The following is a 20,555-nucleotide window of genomic DNA, read 5'->3' as shown; positions in this document are numbered from 1 at the left end:
TGACTGTGAGGCGTTCGCTGGCGGTTGTGGTCGGAGCTGCAGTTCTGACCTGTGCGGGCTGCAGCAGTGAGCCGGACAAGGCTGTCGCGCCACCGGCCGGCGGTACGACGAAGACCAGCGCACCGCCCACGTCGACAGCGCCCAAGCCCACTCCGACCGCGGTCGCGCTCTCGGTGCCGATGTACCAGCGAGCGCTGACGAATGTCGAGAAGGTGCTCAAGCCGTCCGTCGCCCGGGTGATGAACGCGCAGACGATCGCCGCCTTCGACGCGTCCCGGGCCCTGCTCGCGAAGTCGGTCGTCATCGAACGCGGCGAGCTGGCGAAGATCGCTCCGCCGAAAGGCCTGGTGACGGCGCATCCCGCCGTACTCGATGCTTTCGACGCGTACGCCGGGGACGTGGCCACCGAGCTGACCCGGGCCGGCGGCGCGAAGACCGGCTGCGGGTTCCCGAAGTCGCTGGAGGTCCGGCTGTACGAGGCGAAGAGCGGCCTGCGGTTCGCGTACTCCGAGCTCGCGCAGAGCGTGCAGAAGTCGATCGGCAAAGGTGTGAAGTTCGGCGCGCTGTCGGTGCCGCCGAAGCTCGTCCAGCCGGCCGTGATCGCCGGCCGGGGCGAGAACGGCGACGTGTTCCAGCGGTCCGGTTCGCGCGGATCGGGCTCGCTCGAGATCAAGAACGCCGGCGACGACGTGGTGATCGTGATCGCCGGCAGCAACCCGCGGCAGCCGCAGGCGTCGATCTACGTCCGGGCGAACAAGACCGCGACGCTGAACGGGATCCGCAGCCAGGACTACTGGGTCTACTTCAAGTCGGGCACGAGCTGGGACGCGAAGAACAACCGGTTCACCGAGAACTGCTCGTACCAGAAGTTCGACGACATCTTCGACGGGTCGTACAACTGGACGATCAGCCTGGCCAAGACCCCGCTCGGCAACGCCTCGTCCTCGGAGACGGAATCCTTCTGACGTGATTACCCCGGGCGGATGAGATCCTGTGTCGATGCGTACGACGTACCGGATGCGGTCGGGACGGTTCCTCGGGATCCTGGCCGCCGGGCTGATCATTCTCGGGGTAGCCGCGGTGCTGTGGGCACTGGGGCTGCCGTCCGTCGCGGTCTCGGTGTTCGTCTCGCTCGGCGGGGTGATCACGCTGGCCGGCCTGTGGATCCTGGCCCGGCCGCCGAAGGTCGCGCGGCTGCGGGACTCCGACGTCGAGGTTCGCGGCGTACGCACGCCCTGGACCGACATCACCGAGGTCGGCCGGGTGGAGACCACGCACGGCGAGGCGATCGTGCTGCGGACCAAGCAGCCCGACCATCCGATCCTGCTGCCGCTGTCCTGGCTCGCGCCGAAGCAGGTCCCGTCGCTGGAGGCCACGCTGCGGGACAAGCTCAACGCGGCGCACGGGTACACGATCTGGGACGGGACTGTGCCGGAGGACACCGGCAGCGCAGAATGATCCGGTGCTTTCCTTCGAGCTGTCGTACGACGAGCTACTGACCTACCAGGGCACGAACCCGCGGCCCGCGGACTTCGACGAGTTCTGGGACAAGGCGCTGTTGTCCCTGGACGAGGTCCCTGCCGACGCGGAGTTCGTGGACGCGACCGACTTCCCGCTGACCACGGCGACCGCCCAGCATCTGTACTTCACCGGGACCGGCGGGTACCGGGTCCACGCGAAGGTGCTGCGGCCTGCTGAGCCGACCGGGCCGGCAGTGCTGCTCTTCCACGGGTACGGCGGTGAGCAGCCGAAGTGGGTCGAGCTCCTGCCCTACGCGGCTCGCGGGTTCACGGTCGCGGCGCTGGATGTGCGGGAGCAGGTGGGTTTCCGTACTCCGTCGCAGGAGAGCAACAGCTTCTCGCTGCAGCACCACCTGGTGCACGGGTTGGACGCCGGGCCGGACGGGTTGCTGTACAAGCACATCTTCCTGGACACGCGGCGGCTGGCCGACCTGATCGGCGGTCTGCCGGAGGTGGATTCCTCGCGGATCGCGACCACCGGTTGGAGCCAGGGCGGCGGGTTGTCGCTGGTGGCGGCCGCGCTGACGCCGTCGATCAAGTACACGGCGAGCGTGTTCCCGTTCCTGTGCGACTACCAGCGGACGTGGGATCTGAACCTCGAGACCGGCCCGTACGACGAGATCGTCACGTGGTTCCGCAAGCGCGACCCGCGGCACCTGCGGCAGGACGAGGTGTTCACGACGCTGGGCTACATCGACGTACAGAACCTGGCCCCGCGCATCCAGGCCGAGGTGACGCTCTTCGTCGGCCTGGAAGACCAGGTCTGCCCGCCCTCCACCCAGTTCGCCGTCTACAACAAGCTCAAGTCGCCCAAAGAAACCCGCCTCTACCCCGACTTCGGCCACGACGACCTCCCCGGCGCCCACGACGACATCTACCAACTAATAGGCACCAAACTCTGAGCGGTAGACCTCCAGGGTGATTCTTGGGTCGTCCAGGTTGTTGATGGCTTGGATCAGGGTGTCGGCTTCTGGGTCGTTGCGGTCGACCAGCATTACGAGGCGGTTGGTGTAGTGGTCGACGCCGCCGCTGATGCCTGTGGTGCCGGTCCACGCGGTCTGGTGTTCGAGTAGGCGGGAGGAGAGCTCCTGCAGCTCCTCGCCGGAGTACTGGACTTGGACGAACAGGACACGCAGCCAGGTCGGGTTCGTGACCAGCAGGAGGAGCCGGGCCTGTTGGAGGGCATCCTCCGTGGTCATCTGCACCGTGAGCGTTACGGTCTCGGAGTCCCACAGCATGCCGCCGTCGTACGCCGTCAACGGCTCCAGCAGGGCCCGAATCCGATCCATCTCTTCGCTGGCCAGCGCCTCACCCGTGATATCCAGCGGCAACCACTCACTTGCCTCTGGATCCCGCCCCCACTCCTTGTCCACAACCACAGGCTAAGCAGCGACTACAGCAGGAACCAGTAGTTGACGGTCGGGCCCTGGGTGGCTAAACCGCCACCGGCGGAGTCGTAGAGGTTGGTGTCGGCGTCGGTCTTCAGGAACGTGTGGACAGCGCGGGCGAGTAGGTCGCGGTCAGGGGTGACGATCTCGGTCACTTTGGGCGGCTCCAGAGGATTGAGTAGCGGTAGAGGAGGTGGCGGCGGTAGGTCGAGCCGGGGAGGAGTTCGGCGGCCAGGGCCTGCATGTCGGGGTAGGTGACGGGCGGCGGCCACACGATGGGTGATGGGTGTTCCCAGCGGCCCTTCACGACGCGGTGCGCGGTGCCGACGGCGGCAGCGGCGACCGCTAGAGGCAAGTCGCGCGGCATCGACTCACGGGCCAGACCGACGACGGCCAGCACCCCACCCGGTCGCACCAACGAGCGCATTCGCAGCAGACCTGCTCGGGCGTCGACGTGGTGCAGGGTGGCGACCGAGGCGACGACGTCGTACGCCGGCTCGAGCGGGTAGTCCAAGAAGTCGCCGCAGACGTAGGAGATGTCGTCGTCGTACCCCCGCGCCAGCTCCAGGCTCGGCGTATCGAGGTCGATGCCGGTGACGGCTGGTACGACGCGGCGCAGCTCGCGGGACAGCATGCCCTCGCCACAGCCGATGTCCAGCGCGGACGAGGCGCCAGGCGGGACGGCACCCAGAATGCGCGGGTGGTAGTGGATGTTGTGGTTCCACCGCTGGCTCATCCGCCCATCCTCGCCGAAGGTGGGGCCTACGATCGTTGGGGGAGGGTGAAGGTGCGGATCCAACTGCTCGGTGGTTTCGCTGTCGATCGCGGGGGGCGATCCGTCGATCCGACGGTGTGGCGGCTGCGGAAGGCGCGGACGCTGGTCAAGCTGCTCGCGTTGACGCGCGATCAGCGGCTGCATCGCGACGTACTGCTCGAGGCGCTCTGGCCGGACAGGCCGTCGACGTCGGCGGTCAACAATCTCCACCAAGCCCTGCACGTCGGACGGCGGGCGCTCGCGGGTGACGAGCCGAGTAACGGCCTCCTGGAGTTGCGCGACGACTTCGTGGTGCTGCTCGCGGACGGCCTCGTCGAGGTCGACGTACGGACGTTCGAACGGCTGGCCGCGCTGGGTCGGACCAGCGGTGACCTGGCCGACCTCCGCGCCGCAGTCGCTGCGTACACAGGCGATCTGCTGCCGGAGGACAGGTTCGAGGACTGGGCCGTCCGTCCGCGTGAGGAGCTCCGCGCGACCTTCGGCAACCTGCTCGTCGACTTCGCGGACGCGGCCGCAGCGGATGGACATGAGGCCGAGGCGCTCGACGCCCTGACGCGCGCACTCGCCATCGATCCGCTGCACGAACACGGCGTCCGAAGCCTGATGCGTCGACTCGCTGCGACGGGTCGCTCGTCGGAAGCGTTGGCGCAGTACGAGCGTCTGAGAAGCGACCTGCGTACTGCGTACGGCACCGATCCCGACCCGGATACCCGGCGCCTGTACCAAGAACTTCTGACCGGCACCGTCACCGCCGGAAAGCAACCCAGGCACAACCTCGCGCCCGCGTTGACGAGTTTCGTCGGCCGTGAGCGCGAGATCGCGGACGTCCATCGCCTGATGGAGCAGGGCCGCCTGGTCACCCTCACCGGCGTCGGCGGGGCCGGCAAGACCCGCTTGGCGGAGGAGGCCGCGCGCCGCCTCGTCGACTCGTACGCCGACGGCGTGTGGATCGCCGACCTCGTACCAGTGGCGGATCCGCACCTCGTCGCCGACTCTGTCGCGGCCGCACTAGGCCTCGAACCCGCCGCCGGCTCCGACTCGACCCGCACCCTGATCACCCGCCTCGCGCCGCGCAATCTCCTTCTAGTACTCGACAACTGCGAACATCTCCTCGCCGCCTGCGCCGGACTAGCAAGCGCAGTACGACGAAGCTGCCCCGGCGTCAGCCTCCTCGCGACCAGCCGCGAGCCTCTGCACGCGCCGGGCGAGGTGACGTTCCGCGTGCCCTCTCTCGAGCTCCCCGAGCCAACGGACGCACTGGAACGACTCCGCACGCTGTCGTCGGTAAAGCTCTTCGTCGATCGGGCCCAGGACGTCCGGCCCGGCTTCGTTCTCGACGCGACCAACGCCACCGCCGTCGTCGAGATCTGCCGTTGTCTCGACGGCATTCCGCTCGCCCTGGAGCTGGCCGCCGCACGCGCCTCACACCTAGAGGCTGCAGAGATCGCCGCGCGTCTGGGCGAGGCGCTTTCGCTGCTCGGCCGTCCCGGTGAGGTCACTCGACATGCGACGCTCCGAGCGACCCTCGAGTGGAGCCACGCCTTGCTGTCGGACGACGAGCAGGTGCTGCTGCGCCGGCTCGCGGTCTTCTCCGGCAGCTTCTCGCTCCGATCCGCCGAGCAGGTGTGCGCCGACGAACGCTTGCCCAGCTCAGACGTTCTGGACATCCTCGGCCGCCTGGTCGACAAGTCGCTGCTGCTGGTCGACCACGACGGGCAGCGCTCCCGCTACAGACTCCTGGAGACCATTCGACAGTTCGCCCGCGAGCGTCTGGTCGCGGCGCACGAGGCCGCACCGATGGACGCGGCGCACTGCAGACACTTCCTGGAGCTCGCGGCCGACGAGGATCCCGAGCGGGCCGGAGTCGTCGTCGAACGGCCGCAGTTGCTCGACGCCGATCACGACAACCTCCGCGCAGCGCTCAACTGGGCACTCCGCCACGATCACGAGCGGGCCTTGCTGCTCGGGCTCAGCCTCTCGCCGTACTGGTTGGCACGAGGGCACTTCTCCGAAGGAGCGGGCTGGCTCGAACGCGTTCTCGACGTCGCGGTCGAGCCGTCCCGCGAGCGAGCGCGTGCCATCTTCGCGCTGGCGATCCTGCTCGCCCGGAGCGGGCTGGCCGACCGGCTCCCGCGGCTCGGCGACGAGGCAGTCGCGGTTGCCTATCAGTCCGGAGACCAGGTCGACCTCGTGACCACCCGGGTACTGCGCGGCACGCTGCTGCTCGGGAGCGGTGATCTCGACGAGATCGAACAGACCGCGGTGGACTCGCTCGCGGCAGCCGACTCCCTCGGAGCCGAGCCCCTCGCCGCAGCCGCCCAGGGCCTGGGCGCGATGACCGCCCTCTTCCGCGAGAACGCCGAGCTCGCGCAGGAGCGCTTCGAGGAGTGCCTGCGGCGGCTCGGGCAGATCGACCCGAACACGAACCGGTTCTTCCCCGCGGTCACGATGTGCCTGCCGCTCGTACCGATCGACGACTCGTGGATCCCGGTGTTCGAGGAGACCTTCCTGATCGGCCGACGGGTCGGCGCCGTCCAAGGCATCGGCTACGCGCTGTCCGGCCTGGCCGACGCCCACCGCCTGACGAGAAATCTCGACGCCGCACAGGACGCCGTACGGCGATCAGTCGACGCCTTCACCGGGATCGACGATGCGTCCGGGCTCGGTCACGCCCTCAACCACCTCGGCTGCATCGAACGTGATCAAGGACTGTTCGGTCCGGCCGAGAAACACCTGCGCGAGGCGCTCCGGATCCGCGAGCAGCTGGGAGATCGCCGGGGCGAGAGCCTGACGCTCGCCAATCTCGGTCTGCTCGCCGCGGCGGCCGGCGATCCCGGGACGGGACGGCGACTGACGCGCGCGGCCCTCGATCGCGGCGAGGTGGTCGACGATGCGCCCGCAGCGGGCGGCGCTCTGCTGAATCTGGCAGTCGTCGAGTTGTACGCCGGAGAGCGCCGTACCGCGCGGATCCTGGCCGAGCAGGCGGTCGAAGCCTTTCACCCGCAGGGATATCTGCGACTCGAGGCATGGACGCGGCTGCTCGCGGCCGAGCTCGCCGTCGCGGACGGTGACGCTGAGGTGGTGGCCAGGCACAGTCCGGCGGCATTGGAGATCTTCACCCGCCTGGGCTGCCGCATCGGTACGCCGCGCGCCGCCCTGCTCATGGGCCGCTAAGTCACGCTAAGCGATTGCGAAGAGGTCCTTCCTAATGTCGTTGTCGGGCCGGGAAACGTCCCGGCATGGGGAACGAATCAGGAGTGGAAATGACAACGACGCAAGCGCGGCAGGACACGCTCGGGGAGGCCACCCTCGGTGAACTCGCCGAAGGACTTCGTGGCGAGCTGATCCGCCCGTCCGATCCGTCGTACGACGACGCGCGGTCGATCTGGAACGCCGCGCATGACAAGAAGCCGGCGCTGATCGTCCGGTGCAAGGGGGTGGCCGACGTCATCCGGGCCGTGGAGTTCGCCCGGAGCGAGGGGTTGACGTTGGCCGTCCGGGGCGGCGGTCACAGCATCCCCGGTTTCTCCACCACCGACGGCGGCATCGTCGTCGACCTGTCGCCGATGAACTCGGTCCGGATCGATCCCGATCGACGGCAGATCGTGGCGCAGGGCGGCTGCACGTGGGGAGACGTCGACGCCGAGGCGCAGGCCTTCGGGCTCGCCGTCACCGGGGGTCTGGTGTCGTCGACGGGGGTCGCCGGCTTCACGCTGGGCGGTGGGATCGGCTGGCTCGTCCGCAAGGCAGGCCTGGCCTGCGACAACCTCATCGGGGCTGACGTCGTCACCGCGGACGGCCGGTACCTGCACACGAGTGAGACCGAGAATCCCGAACTGCTGTGGGCATTGCGGGGCGGCGGCGGCAACTTCGGTGTCGTTACGTCCTTCGAGTTCACAGCGTATGAGGTCGGTCCGACCGTCTTCGCGGGCCTCGTGTTCTACCCCGGCGATCGAGCTGCCGACGTACTGCGTGGCTTCGGTACTGCGGCCGCAGGCGCCCCGGACGACCTGTCCCTGGCGATCAACCTCACGACCGCGCCGCCGTTGCCGTTCCTGCCGGAAGAGGTCCACGGCAAGCCGATCGTCGCCGTACTGGGGATGTGGTCCGGGCAGCCGGAAGCGGGCGACGCTGCGACCCGGCCGTTCCGCGAACTCGCACCGGTCGTCGCCGATCTGTTCGGACCGATGCCGTACAACGCGATGCAGACGCTGCTCGATCCGCTGTTCCCGCGCGGTCTGCGGAACTACTTCCGTTCGGCGTTCTTCGGCGATCTCGGCCCGACGACCGTCGACGCGCTGGTCGCCGCGCATTCCGCAGTACCGAATGGTTTGTCGGAGCTCCACGTCCACCATCTCGGTGGCGCGATGGGCCGGGTGCCGGCCGACGCGACGGCCTTCGGCACCCGCGACCGCGAGTTCATCCTCAACGTCGTCGCCCGGAGCGAGGACGCGGCCGGGTACGACGCCGCCGTCGAGTGGGCTCGCTCAGCCGGGAGCTCGCTCGGGCCGAGGGCGGCGTCGTACGTGAACTTCACCGGTGAGACCAACGAGGACATCGTCCGGGCGTCCTACCCGGCGGCGACCTACGAACGGCTCGTCAGCGTCAAGAACACCTACGACCCGACGAACCTGTTCCACCTCAACCAGAACATCCGCCCGGCGTAGCAGAGGTCACCGGGTGCAGGACGTCGCGGCAGGGCGTCCGGCGAAGCGGTCGGCGGTCCAGGCGAGGATGTCTGGCATGGCGCCGTCGTCGATGCCCTGCACCCACGGGTAGGTGTCGTGCTCGAGGCCGGGGTACGTCTTGTACGTGAGTCGCGTCCCGAGCCGGCACTGCTGCTTCGCGATCTGGTCGGTCACCCCGACGGGAACGACGGTGTCGGCCTGACCCTGGAGCAGCAGGACCGGTCCGCCGAGCGGCCGGGTCCCGGCCGAGTTGATCAGCAGGTACTTCCGGAAGGCGGGATCGGTCGAGTACGCCGGCGTGACCAGCTGCGGCCCGGTCAGGTCGGCGTACGCCGTGAACGCGGCGTTCAGGCAACCGACCGCGGTGATGCCGATCCGGTCGTAGGCCTCGGGCGTGAGCAGTCGCCGGGGCTGGATCCTCGGGTCGCTGAAGTGCGCGCCCTGGGCAATCATCGCCGCGAAGGCGCCGTACCCGGGCGTCGCGGCGACGTGGTCGGCGACCTCGGACAGGTCGGCTACCGGCGACGTGAGGACGGCGCCGAGATACCCGGGCTGCGGGTGGACCCGCTGCCGCCCGGCGACACCCATCGCCGCACCGCCACCCTGCGAGTGACCCCACAGGACCCACCGCTGGGACAGGTCCGGCCGCACGCGGCGGGCGGCCTGCTGGGCGTAGATGACATCGCTGGATTCCGCGGTCTTGTTGACGAGCTCAGGCCTGCCGTCGGTGCCGAGGCCCGCATAGTCGGGCGCGACCACGGCGAAGCCACGGTTGACGAACGCCATCATCTGGTTGCCGTGGTAGAGGTCCTTCATCAGCGACGGTGCACAGGGGCGGCCGATTCCGCTCGAGCCGTGTGCGTCCACCACAACCGGCCAGCCGCCGGCCGGCGCCGTGCCCACCGGCACCAGGACGACAGCTGTCGCGGCCACATCACGTCCGGCCGAGGTCCGCGAGTGGTACATGATCCGGGTCGCCGGTCCGACTGCGTAGTCGCTCGTCGCCTGCTTCCGGATCACAGCCCCGGGTGGTCCCCAAGGCAACGGAGCGGGCGGGTCATAGAACGAGGTCCGCGGTACGGCGTTCTGCTGTTGCAGCTCCAACTGGCATTGCACGTCGCAATCAGCCGCCTGCGCCGGCACAGCCAGGCCGGTCACCGCCGTAGCAGCGGCGATCAGGGTGATGAGGTGTCGCACGTTGATCTCCAGGAATGCTTGGAGCCACCCCCAATAGGTTGGCCATCGCACTCCAGGACACGGACCGACCGCACGCCTGTGACGTCCCGGCTGGTGATCTACCTCTCAGCGTTTCAGCGCAGCTTCGATGGCGGCGAGCAGGACCTCGTCGTCATCGGCCCGCCAGGTGTGTGACTGTCGACAGCTCCACTGATCCGGCTCAGCCGGCACGACGCACCCGAAGAGCCGGACCTTGCCGGCACCGGCCGCCTCCCGCGCAACGCGGGTCGGAAGGCCGTACAGAATCGGCACTCCCCGCTCCCCACAAACCGGGCAATCCGGTGCATTCGCCATCTTCCCAGCGTACTCGGACAGGCTCACGCGAGGTCTGACAGCAGCACCTGTTGGATCTTTGCCAGGGCCTTGAGCAGTTGGGCGCGTTCGGTCTTTGTCAGGGTGGCGGTGATGCGGTCCTCGAGGGCCTGGCGTTCGGCCTCGATCGGCTTCTGCAGGGCTCGGCCGGCAGGTGTCAGCCAGAGGCGGACCAGGCGGTTGTCGTGCGCGTCGGGGCGTCGCTCGAGCAGGCCTGACTCCGCGAGGCGGGTGGCGAGTTTGGTGACGGCGGGTGTCGTGACGTTGACCGCGGCGGCGATCTCGCCCGGCGTACGACCGTCCTGGGCCCATAGCGCGGCAAGCAGGTGATCCTGCCCGAGCCGCAGCCCATGGCGTTGTACGGCGGCGTCCGCCGCGGCGCGCAGCAGCTTGGACGTCTTGCTGTGCAACTCCAGGAACTCGGGCATCGACGCACTCCTTGACGATCAGATCGTTTACCGGTTAACGTTCTCGACGAATCGTTAACCGGTAAAGGAGTCTGCCATGCTACTCATCACCGGCGCCACCGGACACATCGGCCGTCGCCTCGTCGACGAGCTCAACACCCGCGGCGCCGACTTCCGCGCCCTGGTCCGCAGCGCGCGCCCGGATCTTCCTGCGGAGCAACAGATCGGCGACCTGGACGGGCCGCTCGACCTGCACGGCATCGACAAGGTGTTCCTGCTCGTCCCCGGCACGGGCCTCGACCACACCGTCAACGTCGTCGCCGCAGCCCGCGAGGCCGGCGTACGGCAGCTCGTTTATCTCTCGTCGTACGCCGTGCTCGGCGATCCGATCCCCGCGATGGGGCACTGGCATCACGAGCGCGAGCAGCTCATCCGCAACTCGGGGATCCCGGCAACGTTCCTGCGGCCGACCGGCTTCATGACGAACGCCGTCGACTGGCTGCCGACGATCCGCGCCGGCGGTTACGTGCTCGACCCGATCGGCCCGGGTCGCTCCGCGCCGATCGATCCGGCGGATATCGCGGCCGCGGCGGCGACCGTTCTGACCGAGGACGGGCACGAGAAGCAGGAGTACACGCTGACCGGGCCCGAGGCGCTCACGCTCGCCGAGCAGGTCGCGATCCTCGGCGGCGCGATCGGCCGCACACTCGACGTACGCCCGATCGAGACCCCCGAAGAGGCCGTCCGCTTCCGCTACCCCGACGGCGCGCCGCCGGACCTGGCAGCGGCGATCGTCGAGGGGCTCAAGCTCATGCGCGCCGACACGACTGGGCTACGCACGGACGCCGTACGCCGCCTCACCAGGCGCGAACCACGAACGTTCGCGACCTGGTGCGACGACAACCAGCTTTTGTTCAAGTAGCTCCGCAGTACCGGCCTGGTGAGGCATGGTCAGTACTGCGCAGCCGCCTAGTTGGCTTCCTTGGTTGCCCAGTAGTGCCATTGCGGGGAAGCGACTGGGGAGCGGGCCAGCCCGTCCGGCCAGGTAGCCGGGAGGTCATGGCTCCGCGCCGCATAGAGAATCACCTCCGATGCGGTGCGATCGCCGCGGACGGCGACACGTGCGGCGGTCTCGGCACGCATGTCGGCGAGGTAGTGGATCGCGGGCAGGAACTCGGCGCTCAGCCGTGGGCTGAGCCGGCCGACGGGTTCGTCGTCGAGCCGGATCTCGACCACGATCCGGTGCCGGTCCTGGATACCGTCCTCCTCCTCGACCGCGTGCATGGTGGCGTACACCCAGCACTCGCCTTCCGCCCGGAAGAACGGCGCCAGTACGTCGGGATGCACCTCGCTGCCCGGTACGACGATGCCGCTGCCGGGCGGTAGCAGGTGGAAGCTGCCCGGCGGGGGCAGGTTCACCGGCACGAGCATGTGCGGCTGCCCGAGAGCGACCGCGACACTTGCGTGGAATTCGGTGCCCTGGGCGCCCTTGCCGTCCCAGTCCGCCGGCTCCCACTCACTGACCCACAGGTGACACGGGACCTGCGGTTGCAGGCCTTGGGCCACCAGTTCTGACAGCACCGGGTGATACCGGTGCGCGTCGTCCCTCGGCAGATAGCCGACAACCTTGCCCTGCACCCGGACGGCGATCGACCGCGGGTCGAAACGGTTGTGCGGTTCCGGGACGAGGTCCGCCTCGGTGTCCAGATCTGCGCCGCGCGCCGGGATGGGGTCAGGGAACAGGCTACGGATCGCCTGCTCGTGCGGAGCCTCCCGCACGACTTCCTGACCACACCACAAAGCGTCGCCCCACAGACTGAACGGAATCAGTTCCATCTGTGCCCTCCAGTCCTCACTGACCGGCTTTACCCGGCTCATCCCGATCAGGACCCTGATCGTTACACCGAGTGAGCGTATGAAAACTAGACTGCCCAGTGAAGAGCCGTTTCACGCCTGGTGCAAGAGTCTGGAACGCAAAAGGTATCCGCCGGTCCGGACTGTGGACGCGGATCGTCTTGTGCAGCGAGCGAATCAGGGAAGATCGTGCAAATGCACGGGAAGGAACGTCATGCAGGGCAGTAGTTCAGTCGCTCGATCGACCGCCGTCGAGGCGGCCGTCGATGCCGCAGCGATCGAGGCCGCGGTCGACCGTTTGGACGGTGTCGCCGTGCGCACACCGTTGCAACGCAACCTCCGCCTGTCGGAGCGCACCGGTGCGCAGGTCTGGCTGAAGCGGGAGGACCTGCAGATCGGCCGTTCCTACAAGCTGCGCGGCGCGTACAACCTGATCGCCCAGCTCGACGACACCGCGAAGGCGGCCGGCGTGGTCTGCGCGAGCGCTGGCAACCATGGTCAGGGGTTGGCGTATTCGTGCCACATCCTCGGTGTCCAGGGCAAGGTGTTCGTCCCGCGGACTACGCCGCGTCAGAAGCGGGACCGGATCGCGGCCCTCGGCGGCAAGCAGATCCAGGTGATCGTCACCGGCGACACGTACGACGACGCGGCCGCCGCCGCCCTCGCGGAGGGACAGGCGACCGGAGCGACGATGGTGCCGGCCTTCGACGATCCGAGAACCGTTGCAGGGCAGGGGACCGTGGTCGTCGAGTTGGTGGACCAGCTCGGTCAGGCTCCCGACGTACTCGTGGTTCCGGTCGGCGGCGGCGGTCTCGTTGCAGGGGTTGCAACGTGGATCGCGGAGCGGCATCCCGGCGTACGCATCGTCGGGGTCGAGCCGGGCGGTGCGGCGAGTATGGCGGCGGCGTTGGAGGCCGGCGAGCCGGTGACATTGCCGCATCTGGACAGCTTCGTCGACGGCGCAGCAGTACGGCGGGTCGGTGAGGTGACCCTGCCCTTGGTGCAGCAGACCGGTGTGGAGCTGATGTCCGTGCCCGAGGGACTGGTGTGCTCGGAGATGCTCGAGCTGTACCAGACCGACGGGCTGATCGCGGAGCCCGCTGGCGCTTTGTCGACAAGTGCCCTGGGCAACGGTCTCGACGTGCGGCCCGGTGAGACCGTCGTCTGCCTGCTCTCGGGCGGCAACAACGACGTCAGCCGGTACGGCGAGATTCTCGAGCGCTCGCTGGTGCACGAGGGCCTGAAGCACTACTTCCTGGTGACGTTCCCCCAGGAGCCCGGCGCACTCCGCACGTTCCTCGACGGCGTACTAGGGCCGGACGACGACATCACCCTGTTCGAGTACGTGAAGCGCAACAACCGGGAGACCGGCGTAGCCCTCGTCGGCATCGAGATCAGCAACCGCCACGACCTCCCCGGCCTCCTGACCCGCATGGAAGCCGCCCCCCTCGACATCGAACGCGTCAACCCAAACTCCCCCGAGTTCAGGTACCTCATCTAGTGCTTGGTGTGTTTCGAGCGGCGGGGGTCGTGTAGAGGGCTGTCCCCGTCCTCGGGCCAGAGGTTTTGGGTCCGGGGACGGTGCTCGTGCTCCTCGCTGCGTTCGGTCGCGTCGGTCGACGGGGGCCGCGCCTCGGCCCGGCGTTTGGATGTCTTCGACACCGCCCCGGCGATCAGGGCGACCACGATCACCAGCGCGGCGACCGCGACGACGATCCAGACGATGGTCATTCCGTTCATCGCTCCTCCTCGGCTTGATGATCGGAACTCCCGGTACCCGGGCCGGGCGCAGGTTTAACGCCGTACCTCAGACCAGGCCGCGGCGGGCTGCCCAGACGATTGCTTCGATTGCGGTGCTGAAGCCGAGGCGGTCGCAGATCAGGCGGGTGCGGCGGCGGACGGTTCGCTCGGACAGGTCGAGGCGGCGCGCGACCGCGTCGACCGGCAGTCCGGTGGCGAGCAGACGGAGGAGTTGCAGATCATCGTGGCTGATCTCGCGCGGCGGCACCCGTCGCGCGAGCGGTCGAAGTTCCTGGGGGAGAACGGTCATACAGATCACCTGGTTCCGAACATCCGGGACTCGGCGGCGTCCCAGTCGGCCGGTTTGCCCTGCGGGGTGTAGGTCCGCAGGCGATGGGTGGAGCGGACCAGCGCGCGCATGGCGGCCAGGTCCGGCAGGGGCTCGCCGAGCGCGCGAGCTTGGACGAGTACGTTGCCGAGCGCGGATGCCTCGACCGGACCGGCCAGTACGGGCAGTCCGCACGCGTCGGCGGTCAGCTGGCAGAGCAGTTCGTTCTGGGAGCCGCCGCCGATGACATGCAGTACGTCGACGTCGCGGCCGGCGATCGACAGCGCCGCTCGCAAGGTACGCCGGTATGCCAGCGCGAGGCTCTCCACGATGCAGCGAACCATGGCGCCTCTGGACGCCGGCGGGTCCTGCCCGGTAGCACGGCAGTGCTCCTCGATCCTCTTCGGCATGTTGCCTGGGGCAAGGAACTCGGGTGCGTCCGGATCGATGAGAGTGGCGAACGACGGGGAGCCGGCAGCGTCTCGCAGGAGCCCGTCGAGGTCATCGTCACCCCAGACCCGCTGGCATTCCTGGAGAATCCAGAGGCCCATCACGTTCCGCAGGAACCGGATCCGCCCGTCGACGCCGCCTTCGTTGGTGAAGTTGGCCTCGCGCGCTTCATCGGTCAGGACGGGCGCGTCCAACTCGAGCCCGACAAGCGACCAGGTCCCGGACGAGATGTAGGCGAACCGATCATCGGCAGCAGGCACCGCAACCACAGACGAAGCCGTGTCATGCGACCCAACTGCAATCACCGGGATCCCTGGCGCCAGCCCGGTCTCATCAGATAGCACATTCCCGATCACATCCCCCGGCTCCCGCAACTCCGGAAACACCCTGCGCGGAAGACCCACCCGCGAGATCAGCTCGTCGCTCCACTCGCGCGAACGGACGTCGAAGAGCTGCGTGGTCGAAGCGTTGGTCCGCTCCACCCCGATCTCCCCCGTCAGCCAATACCCCAGCAGATCAGGAATCATCAGCAGATTCGCTGCACCCTCGAGCGCCTCGGCGGTCAGTTGGTAGATGGTGTTGAAGGGCAGTTGCTGGAGGCCTGTTGCGGCGTACAGATCTGCGGCCGGCACTTTCTCCAGCACACGCTCCATCACGCCATCCGTGCGCGAGTCGCGGTAGTGGACCGGATTGCGGAGCAGGCGGCCGTCGGCGTCGAGGAGGCCGTAGTCGACCGCCCAGGAGTCGATCCCGATCCCGTCGAGTGCGCCCGCAGTACGCAAGCCGTCCAGTGTCGAGCGGTACAGATGCAAGATGTCCCAGTGCAGTCGGCCGTGGACGCGCACCGGCCCGTTCCAGAACCGGTGCACCTCGCGCAACTCGAGGACGTGCGCGCCGACCTCGCCGAGCATCACGCGACCGCTCGACGCACCCAGATCCACCGCCGCGACACGCTTCATGGCAGCGCCTACCTCAGGAAGGCGGCTGCCACGCCGGCGTCGACAGGCACGTGCAGACCGGTCGTGTGGGTCAGGTCGCCACTGGTCAGCGCGAACACCGCAGCAGCGACGTTCTCCGGCAGCACCTCACGCTTCAGCAGAGTCCGCTGCGCGTAGAACGCACCGAGCTCCGACTCAGGTACGCCGTACACCGCGGCCCGCTGCGCACCCCAACCGCCGGCGAAGATCCCAGACCCGCGGACCACACCGTCGGGGTTCACGCCGTTGACGCGGATCCCGTACTCGCCCAGTTCAGCCGCGAGCAGCCGGACCTGGTGTGCCTGGTCCGCCTTCGCCGCGCCGTACGCAACGTTGTTGGGGCCGGCGAAGACCGAGTTCTTGCTGGAGATGTAGATGATGTCGCCACCCATCCCCTGGTCGATCAGCACCTTCGCGGCCGCGCGCGACACCAGGAACGAACCCTTCGCCATCACGTCGTGCTGCAGGTCCCAATCACGTTCCGTTGTCTCTAGCAACGACTTCGAGATGGAAAGTCCAGCATTGTTGACGATCAGGTCCACCCCACCGAACGCCAGTACGGCGTCCCGCAGCGCAACCTCGACGGCATCCGCCGACGACACATCGGCGCCTACGGCAACGGCCACGTCGGACGAACCGAGCTCCTTCGCGACAGCCTCAGCAGCGGCCAGGTCCAGGTCCGCGACGACGACACATGCGCCTTCGGCAGCGAGCCGTTGCGCGATCGCCTTGCCGATGCCCGACCCACCACCGGTGACCAACGCGACCCGGGTCGCGAGCGGCTTCGGCTTCGGCATCCGCTGCAGCTTCGCCTCTTCCAGCGCCCAGTACTCGATCCGGAACTTCTCCCGCTCATCGATCGGCGCGTACGTCGACACCGCCTCGGCGCCGCGCATCACGTTGATCGCGTTCACGTAGAACTCGCCGGCCACCCGCGCGGTCTGCTTGTCCTTCCCGAAGCTGAACATCCCGACACCGGGGACGAGCACGATCGCCGGGTCGGCGCCCCGCATCGCCGGGCTGTCGGCGTCCGCGTGCCTGTTGTAGTACGCCGCGTAGTCCTCGCGATAAGCCGCGTGGAGCTCGCGAAGCCGCGCCACCGCATCCTCGAGCGGTGCGTTGGCCGGCAGGTCCAGCACCAGCGGGCGCACCTTGGTCCGGAGGAAGTGGTCCGGGCAGGACGTGCCGAGAGCAGCCAGCTCGGCCAGCCTCTCCCGGGCGGTGAACTCGAGCACGACGTCGGAGTCGTTGAAGTGTCCGACCTGTGGCTTGTCGGTCGACGCGAGTCCACGAATCACCGGGGCCAGCGCGGCGGCACGCTCGCGGCGTTCGTCGGCCGGCAGCGCCTCGAAGCCTTGAACAACCAGGCCGAAGGGCTCCGCGACACCACGATCAGCGAGGAACTGTTCCGCCGTACGGATGATCTCCAGCGAGTTGGCCTCGCACTCCGCGGACGTGTTGCCCCACGCGGTGATGCCGTGGCCGCCGAGCACGCAGCCGATAGCGGCAGGGTTCTCCCGCTTCACCGCGGCGATGTCCAGCCCGAGCTGAAACCCGGGCCGCCGCCACGGCACCCACACCACCCGGTCGCCGAAGCACTCCGCGGTCAGCTTCTCGCCGTCCGCCGCGGTCGCCAGCGCGATCCCGGAGTCCGGGTGCAGGTGGTCGACATGAGGGGCGTCGACCAGCCCGTGCATCGCGGTGTCGATCGACGGCGCCGCACCGCCCTTCCCGTGCAGGCAGTAGTCGAACGCGGCGACCATCTCGTCCTCGCGGTCGACGCCCGGATAGGTATCGACCAGAGCGTTCAGCCGGTCGAGGCGCAGTACGGCGAGACCCTTCTCGGTCAGCGTGCCGAGGTCGCCGCCGGACCCCTTGACCCACAACAGGTCCACGGGGTTCTGCGTGACCGGATCGGTCGCCGTACCCTTCGCCGACGTGTTGCCGCCGGCGTAGTTGGTGTTGCGCGGATCGGCACCCAGTCGGTTGCTACGCGCAACGAGCTCGGCTGCAGTCCCTGACCGGGGCGGTGGGGTGGGGGAGGTATTGGAACTGTTCACTTATGCTCCCCATCCAGCTTGCCGGCCGCCGACGCGGTCCTTGGTGATCTGTTCGAAGTACCCGCTGCGCTTGTACGCCGCGACCGGGTCGGCATCCATGCCCTGTGACTCGCGTAGCTCCGCGAGCAGCGGCCGGACGTCGGTGTTGTAGGCATCCATCAGTGCAGCGTTGGCGCCGAGCACATCACCGCTCTGCTGGGCCGCACGCAGTACGTCACGGTCGACCAGCAGCGCCTTCGCGGTCGCCTCCTGCACGTTCATCACCGAGCGGATGATCGCGGGGATCTTCTCCTCGATGTTGTGGCACTGGTCGAGCATGAACGCGATCCCGCGCTCCGGGTCGAGCGCGTCGCCGCGGACGATCTCGTTCATGATCCGGAACAGCTGGAACGGGTCCGCCGCCCCGACCATCAGGTCGTCGTCGGCGTAGAACCGGCTGTTGAAGTCGAACGCGCCGAGCTTCTTGGTCCGCAACAGGAACGCGACGATGAACTCGATGTTCGTCCCCGGCGCGTGGTGCCCGGTGTCGATACAGACCGTTGCCTTCGGCCCCAGCTCGAGACAGTGCGCGTACGACGTACCCCAGTCCGGCACGTCAGTGGTGTAGAAGGCCGGCTCGAACAGCTTGTACTCGAGCAGCATCCGCTGGTCGTCCCCGAGCCGGTCGTACACCTCCTTCAACGCGGTGGCGAGCCGGTCCTGCCGGTCCTGGATGTCGTCCTGGCCCGGGTAGTTCGTACCGTCCGAGAACCACAGCTTCAGGTCGCGGGACCCGGTCGCGTCCATGATGTCGACGCATTCGAGCAGGTGATCGGTCGCCTTCCGGCGTACTGCGGGATCGGGGTTCGTGACGCTGCCGAGCTTGTAGTCGTCGTCCTGGAAGACGTTGCTGTTGATCGCACCGAGCCGGACTCCCTGCTCCTTCGCGTACGCCGCGAGCGCCGCGTAGTCGTCGACCTTGTCCCACGGGATGTGCAGCGCGACGCTCGGCGCGACCCCGGTGTACTTGTGGACGACGGCCGCGTCGGCGATCTTCTCCTCCGGCGAGCGCGGTACGCCGGGCTGGGCGAACACCTTGAACCGGGTGCCGGAGTTGCCGAACGCCCACGAGGGCAGCTCGATCTCCTGGCGGCTCAGCGCGGCCTTCACGGCATCGGTCGTCATGGGTCAGCCCCTCTTTCAGGAATCCAGTGCAGTCAGGTGGAAGATCTCGGGAAGCAGCAGGAACGACTCGTCGGGTGGGCGTCCGTCGATCCCAGTGAAGAACTCGGTCATCTCCGACTGCCAGCGCGTGTTGACCTCCGTGGCCGCCATCGCCTTCTGGGCGGCGTCCAGGTCCTCGGCCTCGACGTACCCGATCAGCAGCCCGTCGTCGCGGAGGAACAGCGAGTAGTTGTGCCACCCGGAGTCCCGCAGCGCGGCCTGCATGTCGGGCCAGACGTTGCGATGGCGGTCGACGTACTCGTCCAACCGGTCCGGCCGGACCTGCAGGCAGAAGCAGTAACGATTCACGGCGGCACCTGTGTCTGAGCGGGCGGGAAGGCTATGAAAGGTTTCAACAGCGTTCCATGACGCTAAGCGCGGTGCCCCGCGGCCGTCAAGTGCCTGCCCACCATTTGCGGCCGATCCCGGACTGCCGCCGCGGAGAATCTGCAGGAAGCGGGTATTCTTCGGCAGCTAACACGTTTCAAGTCCGCAGGGAGGTTCTCGTGTCCGTCGACGATGCGGAAGCCCTGCCTGAGCGGACCAGGCGGCGCCGTACTCCGAAGCCGCATGCCGCCGGCGTGAAGGCTGTGGCCGCGGCGGCCGGAGTTTCCCTGGGGACCGTTTCGAACGTGCTGAACCGGCCCGAGGTGGTCAGCCCGCTGACCCGCGCGAAGGTCGAGGCGGCGATGGCCTCGCTCGGCTTCGTCCGGAACGAGTCGGCCCGGCAACTACGCGCGGGCTCCAGCCGGATCCTCGCCTACCTGATGCTCGACGCCGGCAACCCGTTCTTCACCGATGTCGCGAAGGGCGTCGAGGAGGCAGCTCAGGCGGCCGGGCTGTCCGTGTTCCTCTGCACCAGCAGCGAGGACGCAGACCGCGAGGCGGCGTACCTCGATCTGCTCGAGCAGCAGCGGGTGCAGGGCATCCTGATCACGCCCATCGACCAGAACTCGTCCCGCCTGCGCAAACTGCCCTCCCGCGGTACGCCGGTGGTGGTGGTCGACCGCGCCCTCGACGAGGGCGAGCACTGCTCGGTCGCGGTGAACGACGTTCTCGGCGGTGAGCTCGCGATCTCGCACCTGCTCGAGCTCGGCCACGAACGGATCGCGTACGTCGGCGGCCCGAACACGATCGGCCAGGTCGTCGACCGACGCGAAGGTGCTCGCCGGGCCTTGGAGACGGCCGGGAGGCCGGCGGCGGATCTGATCGAGCTGACCACCGGTGCCCTCACCGTCGCCGAAGGTAGGGGCGCAGGGCAACGACTTGCGGGCCTTCCAGCGGACCGGCGGCCGACCGCGGCCTTCTGTGCGAACGACCTGCTGGCACTGGGATTGCTGCAACAGTGCGTGAGCCTCGGGCTACGCGTCCCGGAGGACCTCGCGATCGTCGGGTACGACGATATCGAGTTCGCCGAGGCTGCCGCCGTACCGCTGACATCGGTGCGTCAGCCGCGACAGCTGCTCGGCCGGACCGCGGCGGAGCTGTTGCTCGACGAGTCGTCGAACCCGGATCACGAGCACCAGCGCGTGACATTCACGCCTGAGCTGGTGGTCCGCACCTCAACTCGCGGGACGCTCTAGACCAATCGAGCGCGCTATGGTGGCGAGGCGAGGG

The 20,555-nt window shown here is 68.3% G+C and carries 21 protein-coding genes; 8 read left to right on the top strand and 13 right to left on the bottom strand.

Annotated elements, in window-relative coordinates; genetic code table 11:
* Positions 1-5: 5 nt before the first annotated feature.
* The 3 genes from EV645_RS21140 to EV645_RS21130 are packed head-to-tail and all read left to right on the top strand — an operon-like array spanning position 6 to position 2,422.
* Positions 6-965, top strand: coding sequence for a hypothetical protein (locus tag EV645_RS21140; protein ID WP_130445700.1), 960 nt, complete (start codon positions 6-8; stop codon positions 963-965).
* A gap of 34 nt (positions 966-999) precedes the next feature.
* Positions 1,000-1,458, top strand: coding sequence for a hypothetical protein (locus tag EV645_RS21135; protein ID WP_130445699.1), 459 nt, complete (start codon positions 1,000-1,002; stop codon positions 1,456-1,458).
* Between the two features lie 4 nt (positions 1,459-1,462).
* Positions 1,463-2,422 (top strand): acetylxylan esterase, encoded by a 960-nt coding sequence (locus EV645_RS21130; protein WP_130445698.1) that lies wholly within the window; start codon positions 1,463-1,465, stop codon positions 2,420-2,422.
* On the opposite strand, the gene EV645_RS21125 is transcribed toward EV645_RS21130, so the two are convergent.
* The 3 genes from EV645_RS21125 to EV645_RS21120 are packed head-to-tail and all read right to left on the bottom strand — an operon-like array spanning position 2,402 to position 3,644.
* Positions 2,402-2,893 carry a hypothetical protein gene (locus tag EV645_RS21125; RefSeq protein ID WP_130445697.1) on the bottom strand — a complete coding sequence of 164 codons (492 nt, stop codon included), beginning with the start codon at positions 2,891-2,893 and terminating at the stop codon, positions 2,402-2,404. The genes EV645_RS21130 and EV645_RS21125 overlap by 21 nt on opposite strands.
* Before the next feature lie 20 nt (positions 2,894-2,913).
* Positions 2,914-3,063 carry a hypothetical protein gene (locus tag EV645_RS41915; RefSeq protein WP_157997120.1) on the bottom strand — a complete coding sequence of 50 codons (150 nt, stop codon included), beginning with the start codon at positions 3,061-3,063 and terminating at the stop codon, positions 2,914-2,916.
* Positions 3,060-3,644 carry a class I SAM-dependent methyltransferase gene (locus EV645_RS21120; protein ID WP_130445696.1) on the bottom strand — a complete coding sequence of 195 codons (585 nt, stop codon included), beginning with the start codon at positions 3,642-3,644 and terminating at the stop codon, positions 3,060-3,062. The genes EV645_RS41915 and EV645_RS21120 overlap by 4 nt, the downstream gene beginning before the upstream one ends.
* A 51-nt stretch (positions 3,645-3,695) precedes the next feature.
* On the opposite strand from EV645_RS21120, the gene EV645_RS21115 reads away from it, so the two are divergent.
* Positions 3,696-6,857: an ATP-binding protein gene (locus tag EV645_RS21115; protein WP_157997119.1), complete on the top strand. Its 3,162-nt coding sequence runs from the start codon at positions 3,696-3,698 to the stop codon at positions 6,855-6,857.
* 89 nt (positions 6,858-6,946) lie between these two features.
* Positions 6,947-8,350 (top strand): FAD-binding oxidoreductase, encoded by a 1,404-nt coding sequence (locus EV645_RS21110; protein WP_130445694.1) that lies wholly within the window; start codon positions 6,947-6,949, stop codon positions 8,348-8,350.
* Between the two features lie 6 nt (positions 8,351-8,356).
* Here EV645_RS21110 and EV645_RS21105 read toward each other — a convergent pair whose 3' ends face one another.
* The 3 genes from EV645_RS21105 to EV645_RS21095 form a co-directional block, all read right to left on the bottom strand.
* Positions 8,357-9,568, bottom strand: coding sequence for a lipase family protein (locus EV645_RS21105; protein WP_130445693.1), 1,212 nt, complete (start codon positions 9,566-9,568; stop codon positions 8,357-8,359).
* Between the two features lie 105 nt (positions 9,569-9,673).
* The gene (locus EV645_RS21100) at positions 9,674-9,859 is read right to left on the bottom strand and encodes a hypothetical protein (protein WP_198681761.1); all 186 of its coding nucleotides are present in this window, start codon (positions 9,857-9,859) and stop codon (positions 9,674-9,676) included.
* Between the two features lie 65 nt (positions 9,860-9,924).
* Positions 9,925-10,347, bottom strand: a complete 423-nt coding sequence (locus EV645_RS21095) for a MarR family winged helix-turn-helix transcriptional regulator (protein WP_130445691.1) — start codon at positions 10,345-10,347, stop codon at positions 9,925-9,927.
* Between the two features lie 76 nt (positions 10,348-10,423).
* On the opposite strand from EV645_RS21095, the gene EV645_RS21090 reads away from it, so the two are divergent.
* Positions 10,424-11,248 (top strand): NAD(P)H-binding protein, encoded by an 825-nt coding sequence (locus tag EV645_RS21090; RefSeq protein WP_130445690.1) that lies wholly within the window; start codon positions 10,424-10,426, stop codon positions 11,246-11,248.
* A gap of 47 nt (positions 11,249-11,295) precedes the next feature.
* Here EV645_RS21090 and EV645_RS21085 read toward each other — a convergent pair whose 3' ends face one another.
* The gene (locus EV645_RS21085) at positions 11,296-12,162 is read right to left on the bottom strand and encodes an HIRAN domain-containing protein (protein ID WP_130445689.1); all 867 of its coding nucleotides are present in this window, start codon (positions 12,160-12,162) and stop codon (positions 11,296-11,298) included.
* 232 nt (positions 12,163-12,394) lie between these two features.
* Between EV645_RS21085 and ilvA the strand changes: the two genes are divergently transcribed.
* A complete protein-coding gene (gene ilvA / locus EV645_RS21080; protein ID WP_130445688.1) occupies positions 12,395-13,681 on the top strand; it encodes a threonine ammonia-lyase IlvA in 1,287 nt (428 codons plus the stop codon).
* Here the strand turns inward: ilvA and EV645_RS21075 are convergent.
* The 6 genes from EV645_RS21075 to EV645_RS21050 all read right to left on the bottom strand — a co-directional run bounded on the left by EV645_RS21075 (position 13,678) and on the right by EV645_RS21050 (position 19,247).
* Positions 13,678-13,920, bottom strand: coding sequence for a hypothetical protein (locus EV645_RS21075; RefSeq protein ID WP_130445687.1), 243 nt, complete (start codon positions 13,918-13,920; stop codon positions 13,678-13,680). The two genes, ilvA and EV645_RS21075, sit on opposite strands and share 4 nt — an antisense overlap.
* Positions 13,921-13,987: 67 nt before the next feature.
* Positions 13,988-14,230 carry a helix-turn-helix domain-containing protein gene (locus EV645_RS21070; protein WP_130445686.1) on the bottom strand — a complete coding sequence of 81 codons (243 nt, stop codon included), beginning with the start codon at positions 14,228-14,230 and terminating at the stop codon, positions 13,988-13,990.
* A gap of 5 nt (positions 14,231-14,235) precedes the next feature.
* Positions 14,236-15,657, bottom strand: coding sequence for a rhamnulokinase (locus EV645_RS21065; protein ID WP_130445685.1), 1,422 nt, complete (start codon positions 15,655-15,657; stop codon positions 14,236-14,238).
* An 8-nt stretch (positions 15,658-15,665) separates the two neighbouring features.
* Positions 15,666-17,735: a bifunctional aldolase/short-chain dehydrogenase gene (locus EV645_RS21060; protein ID WP_130445684.1), complete on the bottom strand. Its 2,070-nt coding sequence runs from the start codon at positions 17,733-17,735 to the stop codon at positions 15,666-15,668.
* Positions 17,736-18,899: an L-rhamnose isomerase gene (rhaI, locus tag EV645_RS21055; protein WP_130445683.1), complete on the bottom strand. Its 1,164-nt coding sequence runs from the start codon at positions 18,897-18,899 to the stop codon at positions 17,736-17,738.
* A gap of 15 nt (positions 18,900-18,914) precedes the next feature.
* Positions 18,915-19,247, bottom strand: a complete 333-nt coding sequence (locus tag EV645_RS21050) for an L-rhamnose mutarotase (RefSeq protein WP_130445682.1) — start codon at positions 19,245-19,247, stop codon at positions 18,915-18,917.
* A gap of 197 nt (positions 19,248-19,444) precedes the next feature.
* Here EV645_RS21050 and EV645_RS21045 point away from each other — a divergent pair, with 197 nt between their 5' ends.
* A complete protein-coding gene (locus tag EV645_RS21045) occupies positions 19,445-20,521 on the top strand; it encodes a LacI family DNA-binding transcriptional regulator (RefSeq protein WP_242000548.1) in 1,077 nt (358 codons plus the stop codon).
* Positions 20,522-20,555: the final 34 nt, after the last annotated feature.

The sequence above is a fragment of the Kribbella rubisoli genome (assembly GCF_004217145.1).
Lineage (GTDB): Bacteria > Actinomycetota > Actinomycetes > Propionibacteriales > Kribbellaceae > Kribbella > Kribbella rubisoli.
Note: the sequence above shows the minus strand (reverse complement) of the source record. Positions and strands in the feature narration are given on the sequence as shown.